The following is a 20,311-nucleotide window of genomic DNA, read 5'->3' on the forward strand; positions in this document are numbered from 1 at the left end:
GTGTGGATGCGCCAACTTGCAAACATGCCGGTCGTGGAGGTATACACCGTCTGACGATTGTTTCCAACGATATCCATGCCTTCAGGCCGATTGCGGAGGAGGACAGCTGGTGAGTTCCTTCAAGGTGCCTGTAAGCGGGGTAGTGGAGCGCTTGATCGGATCTGAAGATGCGTGCGGCGGCACTGACAATCCGGTTTCGATCGATTGTGCAACCAAAGGGTGCGTTCACGTCGTTATTCCCGTCTTTAATCGTTGGCAGTTCACCAAGCAGTGCGTCGAAGATCTGCGCCGTCAGACCTATCGACATTTGACGATCAACGTATCGGACGGCGGATCGACCGACGGCACGCGAGACAAGCTCGCTCGACTCTATCCGGACGTGGAGGTGATCTACGATGGGAAGGAGCGTTGGTGGGCCGGCTCTTGTGCGCTGGCCATTGAGCGGATACTGGCCAAAGCTGCGACGGATGACTTCGTTCTTTTGCTGAACAATGACACGAGAGTCCCTGAAAACTACATCGAAACGCTGGTGGCCTGGTCGCGGACCCATGACGCGGCCGTTGGCGCAAAGGTCGTTGACAGTCGCGATCCGACGAGGGTCCTCGATGCCGGCGAGATGATTGATTGGGAGCGCTACGATTTCCCCATCAAAACAGAGATCGCCTCAGGCGAGCGGCATTGTGAAGACGTCGACACGCTTCCGGGCCGAGGTACTTTGATTCCGATCAAGATGATAAGAGCGGTCGGCAACATCGACGATCGGACCTTTCCACATTATATTTCAGATTACGACTTCTTTTGCCGGATCAAGTCTGCTGGTTTCAAGCTGCTTGTGTGTTACGACACAATGATTCTGGCTCATATCGAGGAGACCGGTATCGTACCGCAAGCCCAGTTGACCTTGCGGCAAGCCTGGCGCGAAATCTTCGACCGCAGGTCGATGACCAATCTCGGCGATCACTGGCGCTTCGTCTCCCGACATGCGCCCGCGCCGCTGCGCCCGCGGTTGCATCGCCTTTTGGTGGCGCAGGCGGGCGCAAAATTGCTGTTGCGCACGGAACTCGGCATTTTTTTTCTACCGCCGTATAAGGGCGCGCGTCTCGTCAGGAGAGTCGTGCGAGCAGTTGTCCGCTTGATTAACGAGCCGGATGCTGCGCTCGAGTTCGCGCACTGGCCGCATGCGGTGAAGCTCGTTGCGCTGATGACGTTTGCTCCACGCCCCTTCCAAGGCGATGAGGCCGCCGCCAAAGGGTTGGATGTGTCGCGGCTTGTGCGCGATGGCGTATTGATCCTGCGGTTGCCGCCTGACTGGTATTGCTTCGGCACGCTGCAATGGGCAGGCCGGTCGGATGCCGCGCAACTGAACGATCTGCTGCGCGCGTGCCGAGGGCCGAGCCTGTTGCAATATAGGGCCCTTGTTTCCTACAAGAGGGCACGCCAAGCGCATATACGGCTGGGTGATGATAGCGCGGCAGACCCAGGGCAAGCATCATGCAATCATTGAAACAGTACATCAAAGGGCGCCTCAAGGCGCCGCTCGCGGAATCAAATTACAAACGATTTCTTGCGGACGGCAACCCGCCTTGGAAGCCAGGTTACGATACGCATAAGATCAAGTCGGTAACCGCCGCAATCAACGATCCCGCCTACGATCCCTACAAGCTCCCGGACGGTTTTGGTTGGCGCCTCGATGAACGTATCGTCGAGTATCCATGGTTCATGGCGCGCCTTCCAGCCGGAAAGGGGCGGTTGCTCGACGCGGGGTCTACCCTCAACCACGCGCATGTGCTCGGTCATCCGAAGCTGCGCGAAAAGACTTGCACCGTTTCGACTTTGGCGCCGGAGCAGTGGTCTGCGTGGCAGTGGGGCGTGTCCTACGTTTATGAAGATCTGCGCGAAAGCTGTTTCCGGGACGCGTATTTCGATTGGATTGCCTGCATCTCGACGATCGAGCACGTTGGCCTGGACAACACGATGCTCTACACGAGCGACGGCACAAAGAACGAGACGGATACCGATGGGTACGTCTCTTGTCTGATGGAATTGCGCCGAATGTTGAAGCCAGGTGGGGTGCTCTTTCTGAGCATGCCATTCGGTCGACGAGCCAACCACGGTTGGTTCCAGATTTTTGACGCCGAAATGGTCGACCGGCTCGTCGAGCGATTCGCGCCGCAATCGTGCATCGAGACCATCTATCGTTACAGGGCGGAAGGGTGGACCGTTGGCGACCGGGAGAGCGCGAAGGACGCAACGTATTTCGACATACATAAGCAAAGCACTTATGATGATGATTACGCGGCGGCCTCCCGGGCTGTCGTGTGTCTTGAGCTGACGAAGTAGCGGCTTCCGTGACGCGCCGTGTTCGTGCATTTGCCGAAGGACTACTTGCTCGGCTCGTCCGGCCGCGGCATATGCCGTCGGCCGACGGAAGGATTGATCGCGCTCTGGCAGATATCGACCAGACTGCCGTTTTCTATCCGACGGCCAGTCTGCATACGCACGGGCACCCGCCAGAGGCGCTGCGGATTGGCGCTCACACGCACGTCCGTGGCGAGTTGTTGTTGTTCGGACACGGCGGACGTATTCGCCTTGGCGAGTATTGTTATGTTGGCGAGCAGACCAGAATCTGGTCCGCCAGGGACATCAGCATCGGCAACCGCGTTCTGATCTCGCATATGTGCACAATCATGGATAATCTGACCCACCCGTTGGATGCGAGCGAGCGGCATCAGCAGTTCCGCGATATCATTACCGCTGGTCATCCACGCAAAATCGACCTGGACGAGCAACCTGTCATCATTGAGGACGATGCGTTGATCAGTTGCCATTGCGTGGTGCTGCGAGGCGTGCGAATCGGCCGCGGCGCCGTCATTGGAGCGGGCAGCGTCGTCACCAAGGACGTTCCTCCGATGGTGATTGCGGCGGGCAATCCGGCCAAGGTCATTCGCGAACTCGATATGGAAGCTGTAAAATGACCGATGGCGCGATGAGCTGGGAGCAGGCGGTCTCCTGGTTGCGCAACCAGCCTGACCAGGCCAGTCTTGTGAAGGCGTGTTTCTTCGATGACCCGCTGTTGGCGGCTGCGCAGCGATTTCACGCCAGCTCCGAGTGGATTGCGACGCGATCATTGCTGACGAGCCCACCAGGGCGCGCCTTGGATGTCGGGGCGGGCAGGGGCATCGCGAGCTACGCGCTCGCGGCTGATGGCTGGCAAGTGACGGCGTTGGAGCCTGACCCGAGCGCGCTGGTGGGGGGCGGGGCGATCCGGGCGCTCGCGGGCGAGAGTGGATTGCCGATCAACGTTGTGCAGGAGTGGGGTGAGACCCTGCCATTCGATAGCAATAGCTTCGATGTCGTACTCTGCCGTCAAGTGCTGCACCATGCGCGTGACCTGGGGCAGCTCTGTGCCGAGATTGGTCGCGTTCTGAAGCCGGGTGGAATTTTACTTGCCACGCGCGAGCATGTCATTTCACGACCCGAAGATTTGCCGGCATTCTTGGCGTCGCATCCGCTTCACAAGCATTATGGTGGCGAGCACGCCTATTTACTTGCGGACTATCACTCCGCCATCGCCAATGCGGGCCTTGCTCTCGATCTTTCGTTGAACCCACTTCAGTCCGATATCAATCTGTTTCCAATGACCATGAGTGATCACCGAAGGCTTCTCGCCAAGCGGCTCAGATTGCCCTTGGCGTTCGTTCGACCGTGGCTGATGACGTGGTACGGTAACCACCTCAACGATCCAGGACGTCTTTACACGTTCAGAGCGCGCAAGCCTGCAAGCTGATGCCGGGGCACGAATTGTGAAGAGACCATTGTCCAACATTTGCAGAAGGCTCTCTTCGCAACGGATTCGATCGGGGAGCCGCGGCGTGGATGATTCAACCAGCCTATTCCGGGCCTGTCCGTTGCGCAGCGGGTCGTGGTGTCATGATCGCGAGGTCCTCTCGTGACTGACCGCGTGCCGCTCGCGCTTTTCACGTACAACCGCCCGCTGCACACGCGACGGGCGCTCGATGCGCTGCTGCGGAACGCGCGCTTAGAGGACGTCAAGATCATCATCTACTCGGACGCCCCGAAGCGGCCTGAGCACGCCGATGCGGTCGAGGCGACGCGTCGGTTAGTTGCAGACTGGGCCGTGACGAACGGCGCCGAGGTCGTCGTGCGCCCAGAGAACTTTGGTCTTGCTCGCTCGATCGCCGGTGCGGTCGACGAGCTCACGCGCGCTTACGGCCGAGTGATTGTCCTCGAGGACGACCTCGTTGCAGCTCCCGATTTTGTCCGCTTCATGCTCGAAGGGCTGGACCGTTATGCTGATGCCTCCGGTGTTGCGCAGATCTCCGGTTGCCACCTCAAAGGTACGGCCCAAGTATCCGGAGATGCCTTCTTCATGCCGCTGACGACGACTTGGGGGTGGGCGACATGGGCGCGGGCATGGTCGCTATTTGATTGGCAGACGGACGGTATGCTCGATGAGCTTGCCCGCGATGCCGGGTTCCGCAGCCGCTTCAGCCTCAATGGTGCAGCGGACTATGAAGCGATGCTGTCCGATCGCATTGCCGGCAAAAATGACTCTTGGGGCATTCTGTGGTGGTATGCCGTCGCCAAGGCCGGCGCGCAGGTTCTCTACCCGCGTACGAGCCTGATATGGAACGGCGGATTCGACAATTCCGGCGTTCATTGTGCGGGTAACCTCCCCTTCCAGCTCGAAGCTCCAGCTCAGTTCAGGCGGACTATCTTGCCGGCGACGCTGCGAATGCCCGATCGGGTTGAGCCGGACATGGCAGCATTCAACGAGGTCTGTCTTTGGCTGCGGGCAGGTGTCTCTCCAGCCGTTGATCGTGGCGGCCTCGCAACACGATTGCGAGGGGCTTTGAAGCGTTGGGCCGGCCGCCGCTGATCAGGAGAAATCTGCGCCTGTGCGAGTCAGGATGACCGAATTGAAGAGCCGAAACCGGACTTCGTAATTCCTAGCGAGAAGATATCTGAGAGCGGGATCCTGTTGCATTTCGGCGAACGGTGTCGACAGCGCTTCGATGATGATCACGGCAGGCGCGTACACGTCCCAATTGCCCGAACGCAAGACGGCCAGTTCTGCGCCCTCCACATCGACGCTGAGGAGATCGACGTTGATTCCGGGAGGCACGAACTCGTCCATGATAGTTGCGAGCGTTTTCGGGCGAAGCTCGATTTCACCAGTCTTGTCCCATCCAGCCGCGACGTAGCTGTCGGCGAGCTCTGTGTTGGTCGTGTTGAGGGCGCCCTCGCGAAAGAGGTGCATCCGCAGGGGGTCTGTTTGGTCCGACACCGCGAGTTCGAGGTTGACGTCTCGGGGCCGGAGCAGGCCGAACGAGCTCATGCTCCCGGGTGTTGCGTCGACATTGATGCCGCGCCATCCACGGCGGTAGAGCGCAAACGTATTGGAGAACCTGGTGGCGTGATGAGCGCCGATGTCGACATAGAAGCCGGAGCGACGATCACCGAACAGCCGCTTGAGCAGGATATCCTCTCCCTCCTGGCTGTAGTGGTGGCTGCTTCCGCCGAGCGCAGAGAAATGCTCGAGCAGAGCGTCAGGAATGTCGGCCGGGTCCAGGCCCGCACAGGCCCGCGTCAATAATTGCTTCCTCAAATCGAGGGGCAAGTGGTCGGCATCAGCTGCAGAAAAAGCCGTCGAAAGCAGCCGCCCGAGCTGGCTCGCATCCAGCTTCTGTTCGCTGAGTGCTTTTTCGAGGATTTGTAAGCAGGAGTCGATATCCATATGAGCGCCGATCCTGGCGAGCTGGACCGCCAATCTGGCGCGGTGCTCGGGGGCCATTCGGCGTCCGACGAACTGAATCAGCGATCGCGCCATGCTCGACAATCGAAAGCTAAGCGCCGTCACCAGTTGCTGCCCCTGCACGCTTCAATGCCTCCGACTGGTCGCGGATGATTGAGCCGGCCGTTGAGAATACTATCCGATCGCACCAGCAGCGATGTTGTCCAGCAATAGATGTTGATTGGGCCAAATCCGCTGAAGTCCACCTGAAGGAAACCTTCACCACGAAAGAACTCTGCTACGTCGGTGTACCAGTCTGAATTGTCGAGCACGATGCAGCCGCCCGCACTCAGGTGAGGCAAGGCTGCCCGCGCGCATTGATTGCGCCAGACCCCGTCGATGATGATGACATCAAATTCTCCTCCGATTTCGGATATGGCCCCAGCATATTCCGTGACCTCCTCCCGGAGAATGAGCTTTTCCAGTCGACTTGACCGATGCAGCATCTTCTCAAACCAGGCGGAATCATGCTCGACGGCGGTCACCTTGGCTCCCTTATTCGCCCAAAACAGGGACGAATTGCCGCAACCAAACTCGAAGATTCGTAATCCTCTGGCGTCGAGCTGCTCGAAGTATTCCAGTGCGGGATATGTGTACCAGGGAACAGGTTTCCCATCCACGGCGACCGGCAGTTTCAGCTCGAGCGTTCGTCCGTAGCCGTACTTGTTCACGAGGATGTCGAGAGCAGGCTCGAATGCCTTCGGCTCGGGTTTGGGCGTGGCATGCGCCAATGCGTTCGCGACTGTCCTCTGGACATAGGCGTTGATCCGATCTTTGAGCCATCTCATCTCGAGCATACTCCTGCGAGCTGGCCGGCGTCCGCCAAGCGAGTTGCTCGATGGATGGGCTCGCACGTGAATTGGGACTCGGGCCGCAACATTGTCTAACGGGAGGTCTCGTTTCTGTTCAATTTGCTGTCGCTGCCTGTCGTCGGCTAGGCTACAGCCGCTCCGCTACGAGGTCCTCGAGCAGGTAGAAGATCTTCAGCCCAACGACGACCAGAATCACGGTCGCGACGATCACCAGCAAAAACACCGGAATGTCGTTGGCTTGGTCGAGGCAGATCAGCGCACGAGGAACATCGATGAGGTAGGTCAGCGGATTGCACTTGATCAGAAACTGCATCGTTGGGCTCTCGATGCTCGAGTGCAAGTATACTGCAGGCGTCAAGTACATCAGCAGAGAGAGCCCTTGCGTGGCGAGCGGCGTAAGGTCGCGCGCAATTGTGCCGAGCACTGCGAGCATCAAGCCAATTGCCGTCCCGAGCAGTACCATGGGCAGAACCAGCAATGGATAGGCGAGTATCCAGAGGCTGGGCCAACGACCCATGATCAAGAATACCGCCATCATCGTGATCATGCTGATGGCGATGGAATAGAAAACGCCTGCCAGCGAGCTCATGGCCAGTGCTAGCTTTGGAATCTTGGTTCGCAGAATGAGATCAGCCTGCGACTGCAGCCCACTGCTGACCGCTCCCATTGCGCCCGGTAGACATGCCCAGATGGTGGTGCCGACGAGAACATAAAGAGGGTATGGGATCTCTCCTTGGCCTGGCTTGAGAACGCCAATGGAATAAAGAAACAGGAAGCTGACGATCCCCAGGATCGGATTGAGAAGAGCCCAGAAATACCCGAGAATTTTCTGTCGGAATTGAGCGATGAAGTCGCGCCAGAAAAGGCGAGTTATCACGTGGCGAGAGTTCGATAGATCGAAGTAGGCTTGGCGCAGGCTCGACGTTAGTCCACCGCTGCGCTGTGTTGCCTCATAAATTGTAATCGTGTCCTGGCGGTCAGACTTGATCATCGCCACCTCGCGGGCTTCTCTCGTGTGGTCAAATTGTGATTCGCTGGCTGCCTCGTCGTCGATTTACGAGAGGCGGAATTCGCTGAGATCCCGCGCTATCGATCGAGGCTTCCTGTGCATGCGGGTGTAAAGCCGGACGTGCCTTCTGAAACGCTGTCCTCCACATCAGTGGATCTTTGAAGGTTTTCCCGACATCGCGACAATTGCTCCACCACCGCGATAGCCAGCCGACGGCGCTGAGCGCCGCACCTTTGGGTCCGTGTCACACACGAGGACGCTTTGAGCAAGTGGAATTCGCAATCACTCCCTGAGGCACGGCCGGGTCGATGCAGCAGCAGCCCGGTGCGCTATCGGATCCTTTGAGGCGGGCTTCGCGTCTCCAGCCTTTATGGAGCGTCGTCGCGCCTGGAGCTACCCCATGGGCCAACGGGCGAGCGGTTTGCGGCGAGATTGGCTGGACGCCGCCGTTGGATACATGAACGACGTCTGGTGCAGCGCAGCCCGAGGGCAACAGCTTCGGGTCGTACGGTCGACCTTATCTAAATACCGATTAGAGCGCTAGGTCGTCCATCCGCTTTTGCAATTTTAGATTTTGATTTCCCGGGAGAAAGCTCTTGATTGAGGGGACTGTAGCGGCACCACGAAGCGCTAGTCACGTACACCACCTTAGCGCCGCGCAGAACGCTCCCGCTCTTCCAGTTGCTGCTGGCATGGTGATGATTCCGACTGATTGCATTGTCGTAAACGTGCAAATTGCTGCGATCTACCATGGACCTCGGCCCACGGAGCCGACCGATCCGGGCGGCGCGACGGTGCGACATGGTGAGTTGATCCTTCGCCTGCCGAGTTGGTTCGAGCAGCCGAGAGTCTGCGAGGAGCAGACCAGGGGTGAATGCGGCATGGCAGGGGGGGCGGCTTGGTGACATGCCCAGTCCCTGCAGAAATTGATTTCAGCTGGCCGCAGAGCAAGCGGGAGCGCCAAGTGGCCGGCCGCGCTGCGCAGAGGGTGTTCAGACCTTCGTCTCCCGGCAGGCGGCCATTAACCTGCAGGAAACGCTGATGACTGATAGCTAGATTCGCGGTTTCGGGGCTGCTCGAGCTTGGAATCGTGCGCTGGGATTTGAATGGCTGGGAGTTTAGCCAATGGCCGGACCGCCCAATTTGCAAGGCTCCGACGTAGTCCAGGCCTCCGGCCCGGCAATCGATCCGCCTCCGTCAAACCCGGTCGAGCTCCCAGATGAGGCGGTGGAAGCTCAGCTCGCGCAAGGCGATTTCGGCGGGGTTGGTGCGGTGACGGCCGTGAGCGCCGGTGGGCTCACCATCAACCTTCTGTTCGATGCGGCCGCAATGGCCGCTCCAGCCAGCTTCCGGGCCGGGATTCAACAGGCCGCCGCGATCCTGACCTCCATGATCTCCGACCGAATCACGGTCAACATCAAGATCGACTACAGCGGAATCGGCGGAGGCGCTGCTGCAGGTCCTGATGGTGGCCAGTGGATGACCTACTCGAGCGTTCGGTCCAACCTCGTTGGGAACGCTAGCCCCGGTGACACCACCTTCAACGCCCTACCGGCTGTATCGAGCATCCAAGGGCAATCCTATGTTGCCGTCTGGAATTCGCAGCTGAAGCTCTGGGGAGGACTTGGCGCCAACGATACCACGACCGACGACGGCAGCGCGACGTTCGCGACCGACATCAATTCAGGCCTGCTCGTCGGAGTGGCCCTTCACGAGCTTACGCACGCATTCGGCCGCGTGCCCTACGGCCCGCAGCCTGACGTGTTCGATCTCTTCCGGTTCTCGAGCCCAGGCGTCCGTCTCATGACGGGAGGCGCGACGGCGTCGACGGCCTACTTCTCAATTGATGGGGGGCAAACGAAGCTTGCCGACTACGGCCAGTCCTCCGATCCGAGCGACTTCCTGAACAGTGGCGTTCAGGGCGCCAACGATCCGTTTAACGAATTCTACACTTTCAACACACTTCAGACGCTGACGTCCGTCGACCTCAAGCAAATGGACGCTCTCGGCTTTCATCTCGTCTCCGCAACGCCTGTAACCATAGAGGCGTTGGGAACGACCAGCCTGGTGCAGCTGGGATCAAGCTATTTCCTCAATCCAGTTGGTGGGGGATTTGGCCCCCAACTCAAGCTCAACGGCGCCACGGTTCAGCCTGGGCAAATTGGTGGCTGGACGCCAATCGGTGCAGAAGCCGTGGGCGCGGGTTATGAGCTTGCCTGGAAGTTGGCCGGATCCGACCTTTACGCAGTGTGGACCCTCGACGGCAGCGGAAATTACGCAAGTAGCGCGATCGGAGGTGTCTCTGGACGGTCAGCCTCGTTCGAAACATTCGAGAATGTCTTTCATCAGGATCTCAACGGTGACGGTACGATCGGTATTCCGACCATCGTCATTGAGGGACTGGGATCGACCAGTCTGGTCCAGGTTGGCGATGGATATCTTTTGAATCCGGTCGGTGGCGGCTCGGGCCCGCAAGTGAAGCTTGGCGGCGCGAACCTCGTGGCCGGTCAACTCGGCAGCTGGATGCCGATTGCCGCAGAAGCCGTGGGTGGCGGCTATGAGGTCGCCTGGAAGGTGGCTGGAGCCGATCTTTACGCAGTGTGGAATCTCGACAGCAACGGAAACTATACGAGCAGCGCGGTCGGAGGTGTCTCCGGAAGCTCGGTCTCGCTGGAAGCGTTCGAGAGCGTGTTTCACCAGGATCTCAATGGTGACGGCACGATCGGCATTCCGACGACGGTCATCGAGGCACTGGGATCAACCAGTCTCGTTCAGGCCGGCAACGGATATATCCTGAATCCAGTTGGTGGCGGCACGGGCCCGCAAGTGAAGCTTGGCGGTGCCAACCTCGTGGCCGGCCAACTCGGCGGCTGGATGCCGATTGGCGCAGAAGCCGTGGGTGGTGGCTATGAGATCGCCTGGAAGGTGGCGGGAGCCGATCTTTACGCAGTGTGGAATCTTGACAGCAATGGAAACTACACGAGCATTGCGATCGGAGGTGTCTCTGGGAGCTCCGCTTCGTTCGAGGCAATCGAGACCATCTTTCACCAAGATCTCAATGGTGACGGTACGATCGGGATTCCCACGATAGTCATCGAGGGGCTAGGATCGACGAGCCTCACCCAGGTCGGCAATGGATATTTTATGAATCCGGTCGGCGGCGGCGCGGGTCCGCAAGTGAAGCTTGGCGGCGCCAATGTTGTGGTCGGACAACTCGGCAGCTGGATGCCAATCGGCGCAGAAGCCGTGGGTAGCGGCTACGAGGTCGCCTGGAAGGTCGCGGGAGCTGATGTCTATGCAGTTTGGAGCCTGGACAGCGGCGGCAACTACACAGGCAGCGCGATTGGAGGTGTGTCGGGAAGCTCGGCCTCATTCGAGGCGTTCGAAACCACTTTCCATCAAGACCTCAACGGAGACGGTACGATCGGTGTAACCGCCCAAGTTTCAGCGGGCTACCCGCAAGGCAATCTCAGCGTCGCAAATGGTGTCCTCTCTTCGGGAAAAACCGCACATCAAGCAGCGACTTACCTCTCCGACCTGTTCAGCCAGGACGGATTCCATTTCGCTGAAGGCGCCCAAGGCCAGATGATCATCTCCAGTCCCCAGCCATTGCTTGGTGGCCCACAGCAGACGGCATTGTGGGCACCGCATGACGTTTTCGCATTCAACCAAGAGCTTGGGCAGAGTATCGCCGCCAACTTCGCATCGGAGGCAGACATGGTTTGGCTCAGTCACAATCGCGCTGCCACGCAAGCGGCGATCTTCTCGGCGAGTCACGACAATACGCCTGGAAACATTGTTGTTTCTGATTCGGCACAGGACGTGCTTACGACACATCAGTCCATCACGGAGGCAGTTCTGAGCCATCTTGCCGGCTTTCATCTTGTCTAGTTCAATGCTCCGACCGGATTGGCAGCATCTTGGATGCGGGCGGGCTAGTGCATCGCGTTGCACTTTCAACGCCACCTCTCTGCACGGTACAGAGATCGACGGAGATGATTGCTGGGGCCGCCAACAATCGTGGCGGCATCGGCGAGCTCCGGCATCGAAACCTCCTCGCTCATCCTTGAGCGATGTCGAGGCCCTTCCTGGGTGTCGAATGCGATCTGCTCCTTCCGCTTGGGCCGAAGATTGTATCCGAGTCCACGAGCGCTGCTCGTGGATGACGCTGCGGTCTGCTGGCAGCAGTTGATTTTGCCGCAAGACCGATGATCTACTAGCTGGAAAGGTAGATCGTCGCCTGACCGCCCTTAAAGCCGTGGCTCCGAGCTTGCTCCCGTCCAGACCCGGGCATGCAGAAAAGCAAGCGCATCAAAGCCTCTGATCTTGCATTCAATCTGGGGGGGGCGACTGAGCGGTCGACCGTCAAGGCGACCGTGGCATGCAGGATGTCCTCCTCGCGCAGTTGTCCCTTCGCCTGAGAAGGGCAGCCGGTGTGAAGGAGCTAAACGTTATCGGTCGAGCTGCTGCCGGATTTCGCGCGACGATTTTGTCAGAGTTCCGTCCCGAAGCGGCTCGTGCCGGTTCTCTTGCGAATGGACACCCTGGCGTCCCCCTGAGTGTCAGCGGAGTTTGGATCGGTCAGGCTCGCGTCCATAGGGCCGGCCATTAGACTTTAGCGATCGCAAATGGTATCGCGTAGCGCAAGCTGGAATGGCTGTGCACGTGTATGACCAGAACACGAGGACAATTGTCATCCAGGGCGGGGTTTCTGGACTCCCTTTAATCGTTGAAAAAATGCCGAGCGCCCACGGTCGCTGCGGTGTCGAGTGGAGAAAATGGTGGATCAAGATCGTAAACGACGTGTGGCGCTCATTACTGGTGTGACTGGCCAGGACGGTGCCTACCTGGCTGAGTATCTGCTCGGACTCGGCTACACGGTCCATGGAATCAAACGGCGTTCGTCCTCCTTCAACACCGCTCGTGTGGATCATCTCTACCAGGATCCTCACGTCGGAGACGTCCCGTTTCTGATGCACTATGGCGACATGACGGACTCGACCAATCTTATCCGTTTGGTCCAGCAGATCAGGCCCACCGAGATATACAACCTCGCAGCTCAAAGTCATGTCGCCGTGAGCTTTGAGAGCCCGGAATACACCGCCAATGCGGACGCAGTAGGGGTCTTGCGGCTGTTGGAGGCTATTCGCATTCTCGGCTTGGAGAAGGTCACGCGATTTTATCAGGCTTCGACCTCGGAGCTGTACGGTTTGGTGCAGGAGGTTCCGCAACGGGAGACGACGCCGTTCTATCCGCGGTCTCCATATGCAGTCGCAAAGCTATATGGCTATTGGATCACGGTAAACTACCGTGAGGCATATGGCATGTTTGCTTCCAATGGCATCTTGTTCAACCATGAAAGCCCCATACGCGGAGAGACTTTCGTAACTCGCAAGATCACGCGGGGAGTTGCAAGAATAGAAGTCGGTCTGGAGGACGCGATCTATCTTGGTAACCTCGAAGCGAAGCGCGATTGGGGGCACGCGCGGGACTACGTCAGGGGAATGCACGCAATCCTGCAGGCGGACAAACCGGATGATTTTGTGCTTGCAACGGGAGAGACGCGCTCTGTGCGCGAATTCGTTGAGCTTGCCTTTGGTGAAGTTGGTCGTCGCGTCGAGTGGCAAGGTGAGGGCGTCGACGAGGTGGGGCGCGATGTGGCTTCGGGCAAGATCGTCGTGCGCATCGACCCGGCCTATTTCCGCCCGACCGAGGTCGATCTCCTGATCGGAGATGCGACAAAGGCGCGGCAGAAGCTCGGTTGGACGGCGCAAACGAGCTTTCGAGATCTGGTGAAGGAGATGGTCGCCAGCGATCTGGCTGATGCGCGTCGTGATGTGAGCGGCAGCAAGGGCGCTTAGCGGCTGTAACCTTGAACATCGACCGCGGCAGAATTCACCGAGACTGAGAAGGAATGTCATCGAGGCGTGCGGACTCTGAAGCCGCCACCGGATCTTGGTGGGCGGGTGAATTTGCTTCCAAGCGTCACCCCTGCCGACGGTTGACGAGGGGGCAATCTCAGGTTGGTGGCGGGAGCTTCCGTGTACGTGTCGGAATCTGCCAGATGAGATATCGGCCATGACATGGGTTCGAGCTCAGCCAGCTGGCCAGACGACGACCAACCCGACAGCGTCCACTCGTGAGGGGATCCTGGATGCGTCGCATGGTCAGCTCTTGGCCGAGAACCAGGCGCGATCCCTGGACGAGCTTGAGGCCTCAGCCGGATGGGGCCCTGGCAATGCTCCACATGTGGTCCACTAGGGGGACGGGACTCTCTCATCTGTGAGATCTGAAAGCGCTGTGGCCAGGAGCCACGGGCGTCGGTGTCGTCTGCAAAGCCAATCATTCCAGCGAGACGCTCAATCGTCCATGCTCGACCTTGGGTAGGCGTCGCCGTGCTGCGAGATTGGCAGTTGCAAACCAGGGGTAGGCAAATTGAGCCGCGTGCATTAACAGAACAGCATGACCGTCTGTCAGAGGGCCGAGAGTTGAGTGGTCGCGATATTTCAGCACCCGAGAGCAAGAACATTCCTCACGTCCCTGCGCTCGACGAGCTGCGGGGGATTGCTGCCCTGATGGTGCTGTTCGCGCATCTCACCCATAATTTGACGAGAGGTGTCGACCCGAGCATTGGTGCATGGCTATACCCCTCCAATCCGTTCTTTGCCGTGCTTGCCGAAGGGCATGCGGGCGTATCGCTTTTCCTTGTTCTGAGTGGCTTTCTGTTTTCTTACGGCGCGCATATCCGCCAAGTTTCGTATCGAGGCTTTATCCGCAATAGAATCCTGCGTATTTTTCCTATGTACGTGCTACTGCTGTTTCTGGAAGCCTATACATATCCAGCTCAGTTCTCATTTAGCGCATTCGCGTCCAGCTTGTTCTTGATGGGGAATACTCCCGCCGGTCTCGCGGGCGGCGCGTTCACAATCCTGTTGTGGACCATATGTGTCGAGTTTCAATTCTATCTGGTCTTCCCTTTTCTGAATTCTTTCAAACTGAAATACGGGGTTAAGTACCTGGTTCACCTGCTGGGGCTTGCAATCCTGCTTCGCATTCTTTGTGTTGGTCTGGGTGCCTCTCCTCGCAACCTTTCGTACTTTACAATTGTGGGGCGCATCGATCAGTTTCTCATCGGGATGATTGCTGCTCATCTTTACCGAGAGGGTGTGTTGGCAACCAGGAGATCCGGAGTTCTCCTCGTCGGCGTATCCTGCCTCATTGTGTTGTCGCTTTTTGCGTTCAACAGGTTTGGCGGGTGGGAGCGAGACGCCAACTGGAAGGCTCTGTGGCACACCTATGAAGGCTTCCTGTTCGCTTCTTTGATTGTGATATATGTTCAAGCGCACGGATCGTTTCATGATTACTATACGACCTTGCTCAGGAAAATCGGACTGGTGAGCTATTCACTTTACCTGATCCATATGCCCATCCTTCTCATGTTTCAAAAGCACAATTGGTATTTGACGTTGACCGGAAGCCCGTATGTCAATGCGCTACTATCGGGAGTCTATCTCGTTCCTGTTGCGGTCTTGGTGGCTACGGCCACCTATTGGCTTATTGAGCGGCCATTCATCGATCTCAGGGGGGGGTACCTTAAGCCAGTTTCAGCTCCTGCTCGGTCGGCCAAAGTGGAATAAAGGCATGAAGTGGTTACTGAGAGCGCTATTGGCTTCGAACCTTGTGAGTTTGTGCTCCAATCAAGCAAGCGCGTTTGATTGGGATTACAAGGACGCCAGGTTTGACCTGAGCGCCTCGGCGATCTTGGGAGATCGAGCTGCTTTCGAGTCCTGGAGAAATGAGCCCCTCAATTACATCAAGGAGCAATTCGAGGGTGCAGTTAACGTCGCGCCGGAGGTGGTCGGTGTTCATGATCCGATAAAGAAGGCCGGTTTTGCGATCGAGCAGATCGATCTGCTGTTCTCCCATGTGGCTCAAGACGGAGCTGATCTTCGATATACCGTTGCCGTGGCGCGACCGGACAAGCCAAATCCTGATCTGCCGACGATCGTGGCGATCAATGGTCACGGCGAGGTGGGGGGCGAGGGGAGCGGTCAGGCGCCCACAACGTTGTTCGACGATGATGGACATGGCGCGTATCTGGCTAGAGGCGGGTTTACCGTGGTTGCGTTTCCGAACACGATCCATGCGCCGTTTGCGGACCTTGCGAGGCGCGTGGACTATTCGATCATCTGGGCGAGGCTTGCGGATCTAGCGCTGACGCGGATTCAGCCTTTGCTGAATTCGAATCCCGACTACATTGGGCTGGGAAACGCGGCTGGCGGACTAACGAGCCTTGTGTTGGCGATCGTTCGGCCGGATATCAGGGCAATGGCAGCGAATGGCGCGTTCTTCTCGCTCGAACATACGCGGCGGGAGTATCGGATCTTCACGCATCCATTCTGCCATGACTTTCGTGCGTTCTTTTCGTATTCCGCTCTCTATGCATTGCTCGCGCCGAAACCGCTACTGATCGAAGAAGGTCGGCGCGATGGTCTTTGGTTGGGTTATGGAGCGTCTCATCCTGAGTCCTGGTTCAGTGGCACGAAACGGGGCGCAATTAGTGATGAGACGATCGGAGCGTACCTCGAGCTGAAACAGATCTGGGTGAAGTTTGACTCGCTTATCGAGCTGGATATCCACGATAAAGGGCACGAAGATGTGGATACGGCAGCATTCGTTGGATTTGTGCAACGAGTTCGTGCGGCGTCGCCTTGAAGACAGTCGGGCGATCGATGCTTAGAAGTCTGATCTACTATCTCTTCGTAGCCGTTGCGGCTGCAGCTTGCAGTATTGGAGTGCTCTATTCTGCGGGATGGCGTTCTCGCTCGCAGATCTCGGAGGTGACTGCGAAGGCGCAGGCGGAGAGTCTTGTTCCATACTGCCTGGAGTCCGCCAAGGCCGATCCGTGGCGCTATTACTATCTTGGGAAGATGAAGAGCGCCTCGGTGGAAATGAGGATCCAGGTAGTCAGGGCGGCCGGCTGGGCTACACCTCTCGGGCAGGATCAGCCGAATGGCTGGCTCGCCGAAGCATGTTTGCGCGAGCTTGATGTCAGATAGCACCTCTGCGGCTGCATCAAGGATGATGCGGTGTCCCAGAGGTGACCGCCGATAGGGTCCAAATCAGTGGATTTATGCGGTCGGTGAGTATCGCAGGTAGGCGGTCCACCAGTAACCAACATCCGCAGCACGTTTTGGCGGCACTGGCGTGGCGAGCTGAATGCGGTGAACCGCTGCCTTGTACGCTTCGACAGCTTCCATGAATGCGCGCCAGAGCCTGGCCCTGATTCGAAGAATGCAGGCTGGTCGCGTTGTCTGGTGATCGCCCCTTGAGCAGAATCGCCTGGATTTCAATTAGCGTCAAGGTAAGCATTCGGCGTGGCCCGCAGGTTGGTCGAATTATTCGGATTGCCGGCGCCTGAGCAATCCGGCCTTTCCTTGTGCATTCGGACCAGTTCGATCAGATTTTCGACGCCCTCGTCGGTGAAGACAAGATCGTGTCCCTTAGCGTGGTGTAGCTGAATGCGGCTGACGGCGGGCGCTGGCAGAGGCCGGATCGGTCAGCTGGCGATCGCCGGGAAGCTGACGGTGGGATCATCGCCCAAAGGGCGGTGGTTTGCAGCGTCATGTAGCGTCCGCGCTGGACCGCTTACTCGTCGTTCTGCTCGAGCAGGATGGCGCCGACCAGGCGGGTGATGGCGTCCGCGTTGGGCAAGATGCCGACCACTTTAGTTCGTCGCTTGGCCTCGTCGTTGAGGCGTTCGAGCTGATTGGTCGATTGTAGTGTGGCCCGATGCGCGGCGGAGAATCTCATATAGGCCAGCACGTCGGTCTCGGCCTCATCGAGGAAGATCGCTAGCTTTGCCAATTGCGGGCGCAGCTGATCCGCGATGCGCCGCCATTGCGTCCGCGCGGCTTCGGCGTCGTCCTGGGCAAAGGCGGTGGCAGTGAAAGCGGGGACGACGCGTCGCCCGCTCTTGCCGGCATGCGCCAGGGCGTTGCGCATGAAGTGCACGCGGCAGCGCTGCCAGGAGGCGTTGAGGATCTTTGCGGCCGTCGCATTGATCCCCTCATGCGCGTCGGAGACGATGAGCTTGACGCCACGCAGGCCGCGCCGGGCGAGCTTGCGCAGGAACGCCGTCCAGAACGTCTCGGCCTCGGACGGACCAATGTCCATCCCGAAGACCTTGCGCCGGCCATCGCTGTTGACCCCGACCGCGATGATCACCGCGACCGAGACGATGAGCCCGTTCTGGCGCACGCTCACGTAGGTGGCGTCGATCTACAGATACAGCCGGTCGCCCTCGATAGGCCGCGTGAGGAAGGCCTTCACCTTGTCGTCGATCTCGGCACACAGCCGCGACACCTGGCTCTTGGAGATGCCGCCCATGCCCATGGCCTGCACCAGGTCGTCGACCGAACGGGTAGAGACGCCCTGGACATGTGTCGAGCGCCGAGCTGCTGTCGCATCTATCGAGCTTGCACATCGTCTGACTGCGAAGCTTGTCCAGAAGTTCGTCTCGGTCGACCAAACTTTGAGCTCCGTGACCGCCGCCTCTAAGAAGTCGGCCAATACGCGCAATATGAGGAGAATGGCGACCGGCTCCCGCTGCTCTCGACTCAACGCGCGAATTGCGCGGCCGCTGGTCCCGCCGCTCCCAATTGTGATGTTGATTCTCGATAACGGTTGCGTGCCTTAGACCATGCGAGATGTGGAAACGAAGTCACGGGTTGAGCTACCAAGGCACCGGCAGACGAGGGCGGCGGGGCGGATGCCTTCGACCTGCGACGAACGAACCACATCTCGGTCTGCCCAAGTGAGTGAATTCATAGCGAGCGTTTCAGTCTGCTTCACGCCAGCGCAACACTGTCGAGACAGACGCTCTTATGCACACCGAAGCCCAGCAGATTCGGAGCAATCTTGTGGCTTAGTTCGGAGGTGCCGTTCGGGAAATGCCGCCGGGCCTCTGGAAGGTCATCACGTCCTCTGTTGCCACGGGGCGCGATGCCGGTTGGCAACCCGTCATGATGCTCGCAATGGATCCTCTGCTGCACGGAGGACCACCAGGATCTTTGTCGGCCGCCAATTTGGCCAGCGCGAAGAAGGCCAAGCAGAGAAGAAACAGCCCCAACATTAAAGACAATCGACGTAGAATCGGCACTCCGTTACCCCTCCCGCGTACCATCTGCGATGGCACGGAAGCTGGCTTGCAGCCAGTCCTCTGTGGTTAGTAATGTGAATATAGCCAGTTGGTGTGGCCGGTGTGCCGCAGTCTCGGTATCAAAAAGTAGCGATACGCTTTTGCTCTCGTTAAAGTGGCGGCTTGTCCGTCAAGCTAGGGAGTTTGTGCAGACGAGTGCGTCGATCTCGGCGGAAGGGATCTTATCAGTGCCTTGCACCATGTGGGCGTTGGGGTCGTTCCGGGGGAATGCAGCGGCAATGAGCGCCGAGAATGCGTAGCCGTCCGCTCTTGCCGTAACCCTCCGCCGAAGCCCGCCGAAGGCCGCCTTGGCAATTTGGTGTTGGTGCTGAGAACCGTCCTTATGGACAGAGATAAGGACCGTGCCCGGATCGGGCGACTTGAGGTGGTCGAGACGGGTCGGCGGCGGCGCTGGTCTGAGGATGAGAAGCTCAAGATCGTGCTGGAGAGCCTGCAGGGGGCCCGGCAGGTGTCGGCAACAGCCCGGCGGTACGGCATCTCGCGTTCGTTGCTCCTCAACTGGCGACGGCCTCGACAGAATGAAGCTGGGCTGCGATTGGACTTCGTTCCGGCAAAGGTGGTTGCAGATCCAGTGGCCGCGCCTCTGCCGATCGAGCCGACCGTCGGCGGCGCAATTGAGATCGAGTTTGCGGCCGGAGCCAGGATGCGGATCACGTGCGTCGTCGATGAGAGGACGCCGAAGGCTGCTGTTGCCGCATTGACGGACGGGCGGACGTGATGATCCCGAGTCCGTCAGGAGTGCGCGTGTGGATCGCTGCCGGCCACACCGACATGCGCCGCGTTGGCCATGATCATGTTCGAGAAGTTCGGCCAGCATCAGCCAATGAACCGCCAGGCCGAGCGCTACGCTTTGGAAGGCGTGCCGATCGCGCTGTCGACGATGGCGGACGCAGTTGGATCGGTCTGTGCCGCGCTTGATCCCCTGCTGCGCCTGGTCGAAGCCCATGTCATGGCGCCCGCTCTTCGTCATGGCCGACATCGAGGAGAACGCGCGACGCAAGGCTTCGGGCAAGAAGGACATCCCGCTCGCGCCGATCGCAGTCGAGATGGTGCGACGGATCGATGCGCTGTTCGAGATCGAACGCTCCATCAATGGCAGGAGTGCCGAGGAGCGCGTTCGGGTGCGGCAGACGCTGAGCCGGCCTCTGGTCGAGGATCTGCAGGTCTACATGCGCGAGCAGCTCGCCAAACTGTCCCGTGGCCACGACATCGCCAAGGCGTTCAACTACATCCTCAAGCGCTGGACGAGCTTCACCGCGTTCCTCGATGACGGGCCGATTTGCCTCTCGAACAATGCTGCTGAGCGTGGCCTGCGAGGCATCGCTCTCGGTCGAAAATCCTGGCTGTTCTGCGGCTCCGATCGCGGAGGTCGGCGCGCCGCGGCCATGTACAGCCTGATCGTCACCGCCCTATGCCGCGCTCGGCATAGGCACGTTTATGCCGCCCGCCGAACT

Annotated in this window: 13 protein-coding genes and 2 pseudogenes; 11 read left to right on the plus strand and 4 right to left on the minus strand. The window is 58.9% G+C overall.

Going from position 1 to position 20,311, the window contains the following annotated elements; translation table 11 throughout:
- Nucleotides 1-109 precede the first annotated feature (109 nt).
- The 5 genes from QW863_RS32455 (at nt 110) to QW863_RS32475 (ending at nt 4,900) form a co-directional block, all read left to right on the plus strand.
- Nucleotides 110-1,504, plus strand: coding sequence for a glycosyltransferase family 2 protein (locus tag QW863_RS32455; protein WP_315769785.1), 1,395 nt, complete (start codon nt 110-112; stop codon nt 1,502-1,504).
- Nucleotides 1,492-2,340, plus strand: coding sequence for a DUF268 domain-containing protein (locus QW863_RS32460; protein WP_315716383.1), 849 nt, complete (start codon nt 1,492-1,494; stop codon nt 2,338-2,340). Before QW863_RS32455 ends, QW863_RS32460 begins: the two co-directional genes overlap by 13 nt.
- Nucleotides 2,341-2,348: 8 nt before the next feature.
- Nucleotides 2,349-2,975: an acyltransferase gene (locus QW863_RS32465; protein WP_315716382.1), complete on the plus strand. Its 627-nt coding sequence runs from the start codon at nt 2,349-2,351 to the stop codon at nt 2,973-2,975.
- Nucleotides 2,972-3,787, plus strand: a complete 816-nt coding sequence (locus QW863_RS32470; RefSeq protein ID WP_315769788.1) for a class I SAM-dependent methyltransferase — start codon at nt 2,972-2,974, stop codon at nt 3,785-3,787. Before QW863_RS32465 ends, QW863_RS32470 begins: the two co-directional genes overlap by 4 nt.
- Before the next feature lie 162 nt (nt 3,788-3,949).
- A complete protein-coding gene (locus tag QW863_RS32475) occupies nt 3,950-4,900 on the plus strand; it encodes a glycosyltransferase (protein WP_315716380.1) in 951 nt (316 codons plus the stop codon).
- Here QW863_RS32475 and QW863_RS32480 read toward each other — a convergent pair whose 3' ends face one another.
- From QW863_RS32480 to QW863_RS32490, 3 genes are all read right to left on the minus strand, one after another.
- Nucleotides 4,901-5,899 (minus strand): FkbM family methyltransferase, encoded by a 999-nt coding sequence (locus tag QW863_RS32480; RefSeq protein ID WP_315769789.1) that lies wholly within the window; start codon nt 5,897-5,899, stop codon nt 4,901-4,903.
- Entirely contained in the window at nt 5,878-6,603 is a 726-nt protein-coding gene (locus QW863_RS32485; protein WP_315769790.1) for a hypothetical protein, read from the minus strand. The genes QW863_RS32480 and QW863_RS32485 overlap by 22 nt, the downstream gene beginning before the upstream one ends.
- Before the next feature lie 151 nt (nt 6,604-6,754).
- Complete coding sequence (locus QW863_RS32490) at nt 6,755-7,618, minus strand: ABC transporter permease (protein ID WP_315769792.1); 864 nt, start codon at nt 7,616-7,618, stop codon at nt 6,755-6,757.
- A 1,143-nt stretch (nt 7,619-8,761) separates the two neighbouring features.
- Here QW863_RS32490 and QW863_RS32495 point away from each other — a divergent pair.
- The 4 genes from QW863_RS32495 (at nt 8,762) to QW863_RS32510 (ending at nt 16,351) form a co-directional block, all read left to right on the plus strand.
- Nucleotides 8,762-11,527: an NF038122 family metalloprotease gene (locus QW863_RS32495; RefSeq protein ID WP_315769793.1), complete on the plus strand. Its 2,766-nt coding sequence runs from the start codon at nt 8,762-8,764 to the stop codon at nt 11,525-11,527.
- Between the two features lie 887 nt (nt 11,528-12,414).
- The gene (gmd, locus tag QW863_RS32500) at nt 12,415-13,497 is read left to right on the plus strand and encodes a GDP-mannose 4,6-dehydratase (RefSeq protein WP_315769794.1); all 1,083 of its coding nucleotides are present in this window, start codon (nt 12,415-12,417) and stop codon (nt 13,495-13,497) included.
- 462 nt (nt 13,498-13,959) lie between these two features.
- Nucleotides 13,960-15,273, plus strand: a complete 1,314-nt coding sequence (locus QW863_RS32505; RefSeq protein ID WP_315769795.1) for an acyltransferase — start codon at nt 13,960-13,962, stop codon at nt 15,271-15,273.
- 4 nt (nt 15,274-15,277) lie between these two features.
- Nucleotides 15,278-16,351, plus strand: coding sequence for a hypothetical protein (locus QW863_RS32510; protein WP_315769797.1), 1,074 nt, complete (start codon nt 15,278-15,280; stop codon nt 16,349-16,351).
- Between the two features lie 844 nt (nt 16,352-17,195).
- Here QW863_RS32510 and QW863_RS32515 read toward each other — a convergent pair.
- A pseudogene (locus QW863_RS32515) lies at nt 17,196-18,073 on the minus strand (IS256 family transposase); the annotation flags it as partial.
- Nucleotides 18,074-19,161: 1,088 nt separating this feature from the next.
- Between QW863_RS32515 and tnpA the strand changes: the two are divergent.
- Both tnpA and QW863_RS32525 read left to right on the plus strand, forming a co-directional pair.
- Nucleotides 19,162-19,575, plus strand: coding sequence for an IS66-like element accessory protein TnpA (gene tnpA, locus QW863_RS32520; RefSeq protein ID WP_315769819.1), 414 nt, complete (start codon nt 19,162-19,164; stop codon nt 19,573-19,575).
- 63 nt (nt 19,576-19,638) lie between these two features.
- Nucleotides 19,639-20,266: pseudogene (locus tag QW863_RS32525) on the plus strand (transposase); the annotation flags it as partial.
- Nucleotides 20,267-20,311 lie beyond the last annotated feature (45 nt).

The sequence above is a fragment of the Bradyrhizobium sp. SZCCHNR1017 genome (assembly GCF_032381375.1).
GTDB lineage: Bacteria > Pseudomonadota > Alphaproteobacteria > Rhizobiales > Xanthobacteraceae > Bradyrhizobium.

What these genes read in the sequence shown, in the direction of transcription:
- QW863_RS32470 (WP_315769788.1), top strand. Translation starts at nt 2,972, where the DNA reads ATGACCGATGGCGCGATGAGCTGGGAGCAGGCGGTCTCCTGGTTGCGC.
- QW863_RS32495 (WP_315769793.1), top strand. Translation starts at nt 8,762, where the DNA reads ATGGCCGGACCGCCCAATTTGCAAGGCTCCGACGTAGTCCAGGCCTCC.
- QW863_RS32485 (WP_315769790.1), bottom strand. Translation starts at nt 6,603, where the DNA reads ATGAGATGGCTCAAAGATCGGATCAACGCCTATGTCCAGAGGACAGTC.
- QW863_RS32490 (WP_315769792.1), bottom strand. Translation starts at nt 7,618, where the DNA reads ATGATCAAGTCTGACCGCCAGGACACGATTACAATTTATGAGGCAACA.
- QW863_RS32510 (WP_315769797.1), top strand. Translation starts at nt 15,278, where the DNA reads ATGAAGTGGTTACTGAGAGCGCTATTGGCTTCGAACCTTGTGAGTTTG.
- gmd (WP_315769794.1), top strand. Translation starts at nt 12,415, where the DNA reads ATGGTGGATCAAGATCGTAAACGACGTGTGGCGCTCATTACTGGTGTG.
- QW863_RS32460 (WP_315716383.1), top strand. Translation starts at nt 1,492, where the DNA reads ATGCAATCATTGAAACAGTACATCAAAGGGCGCCTCAAGGCGCCGCTC.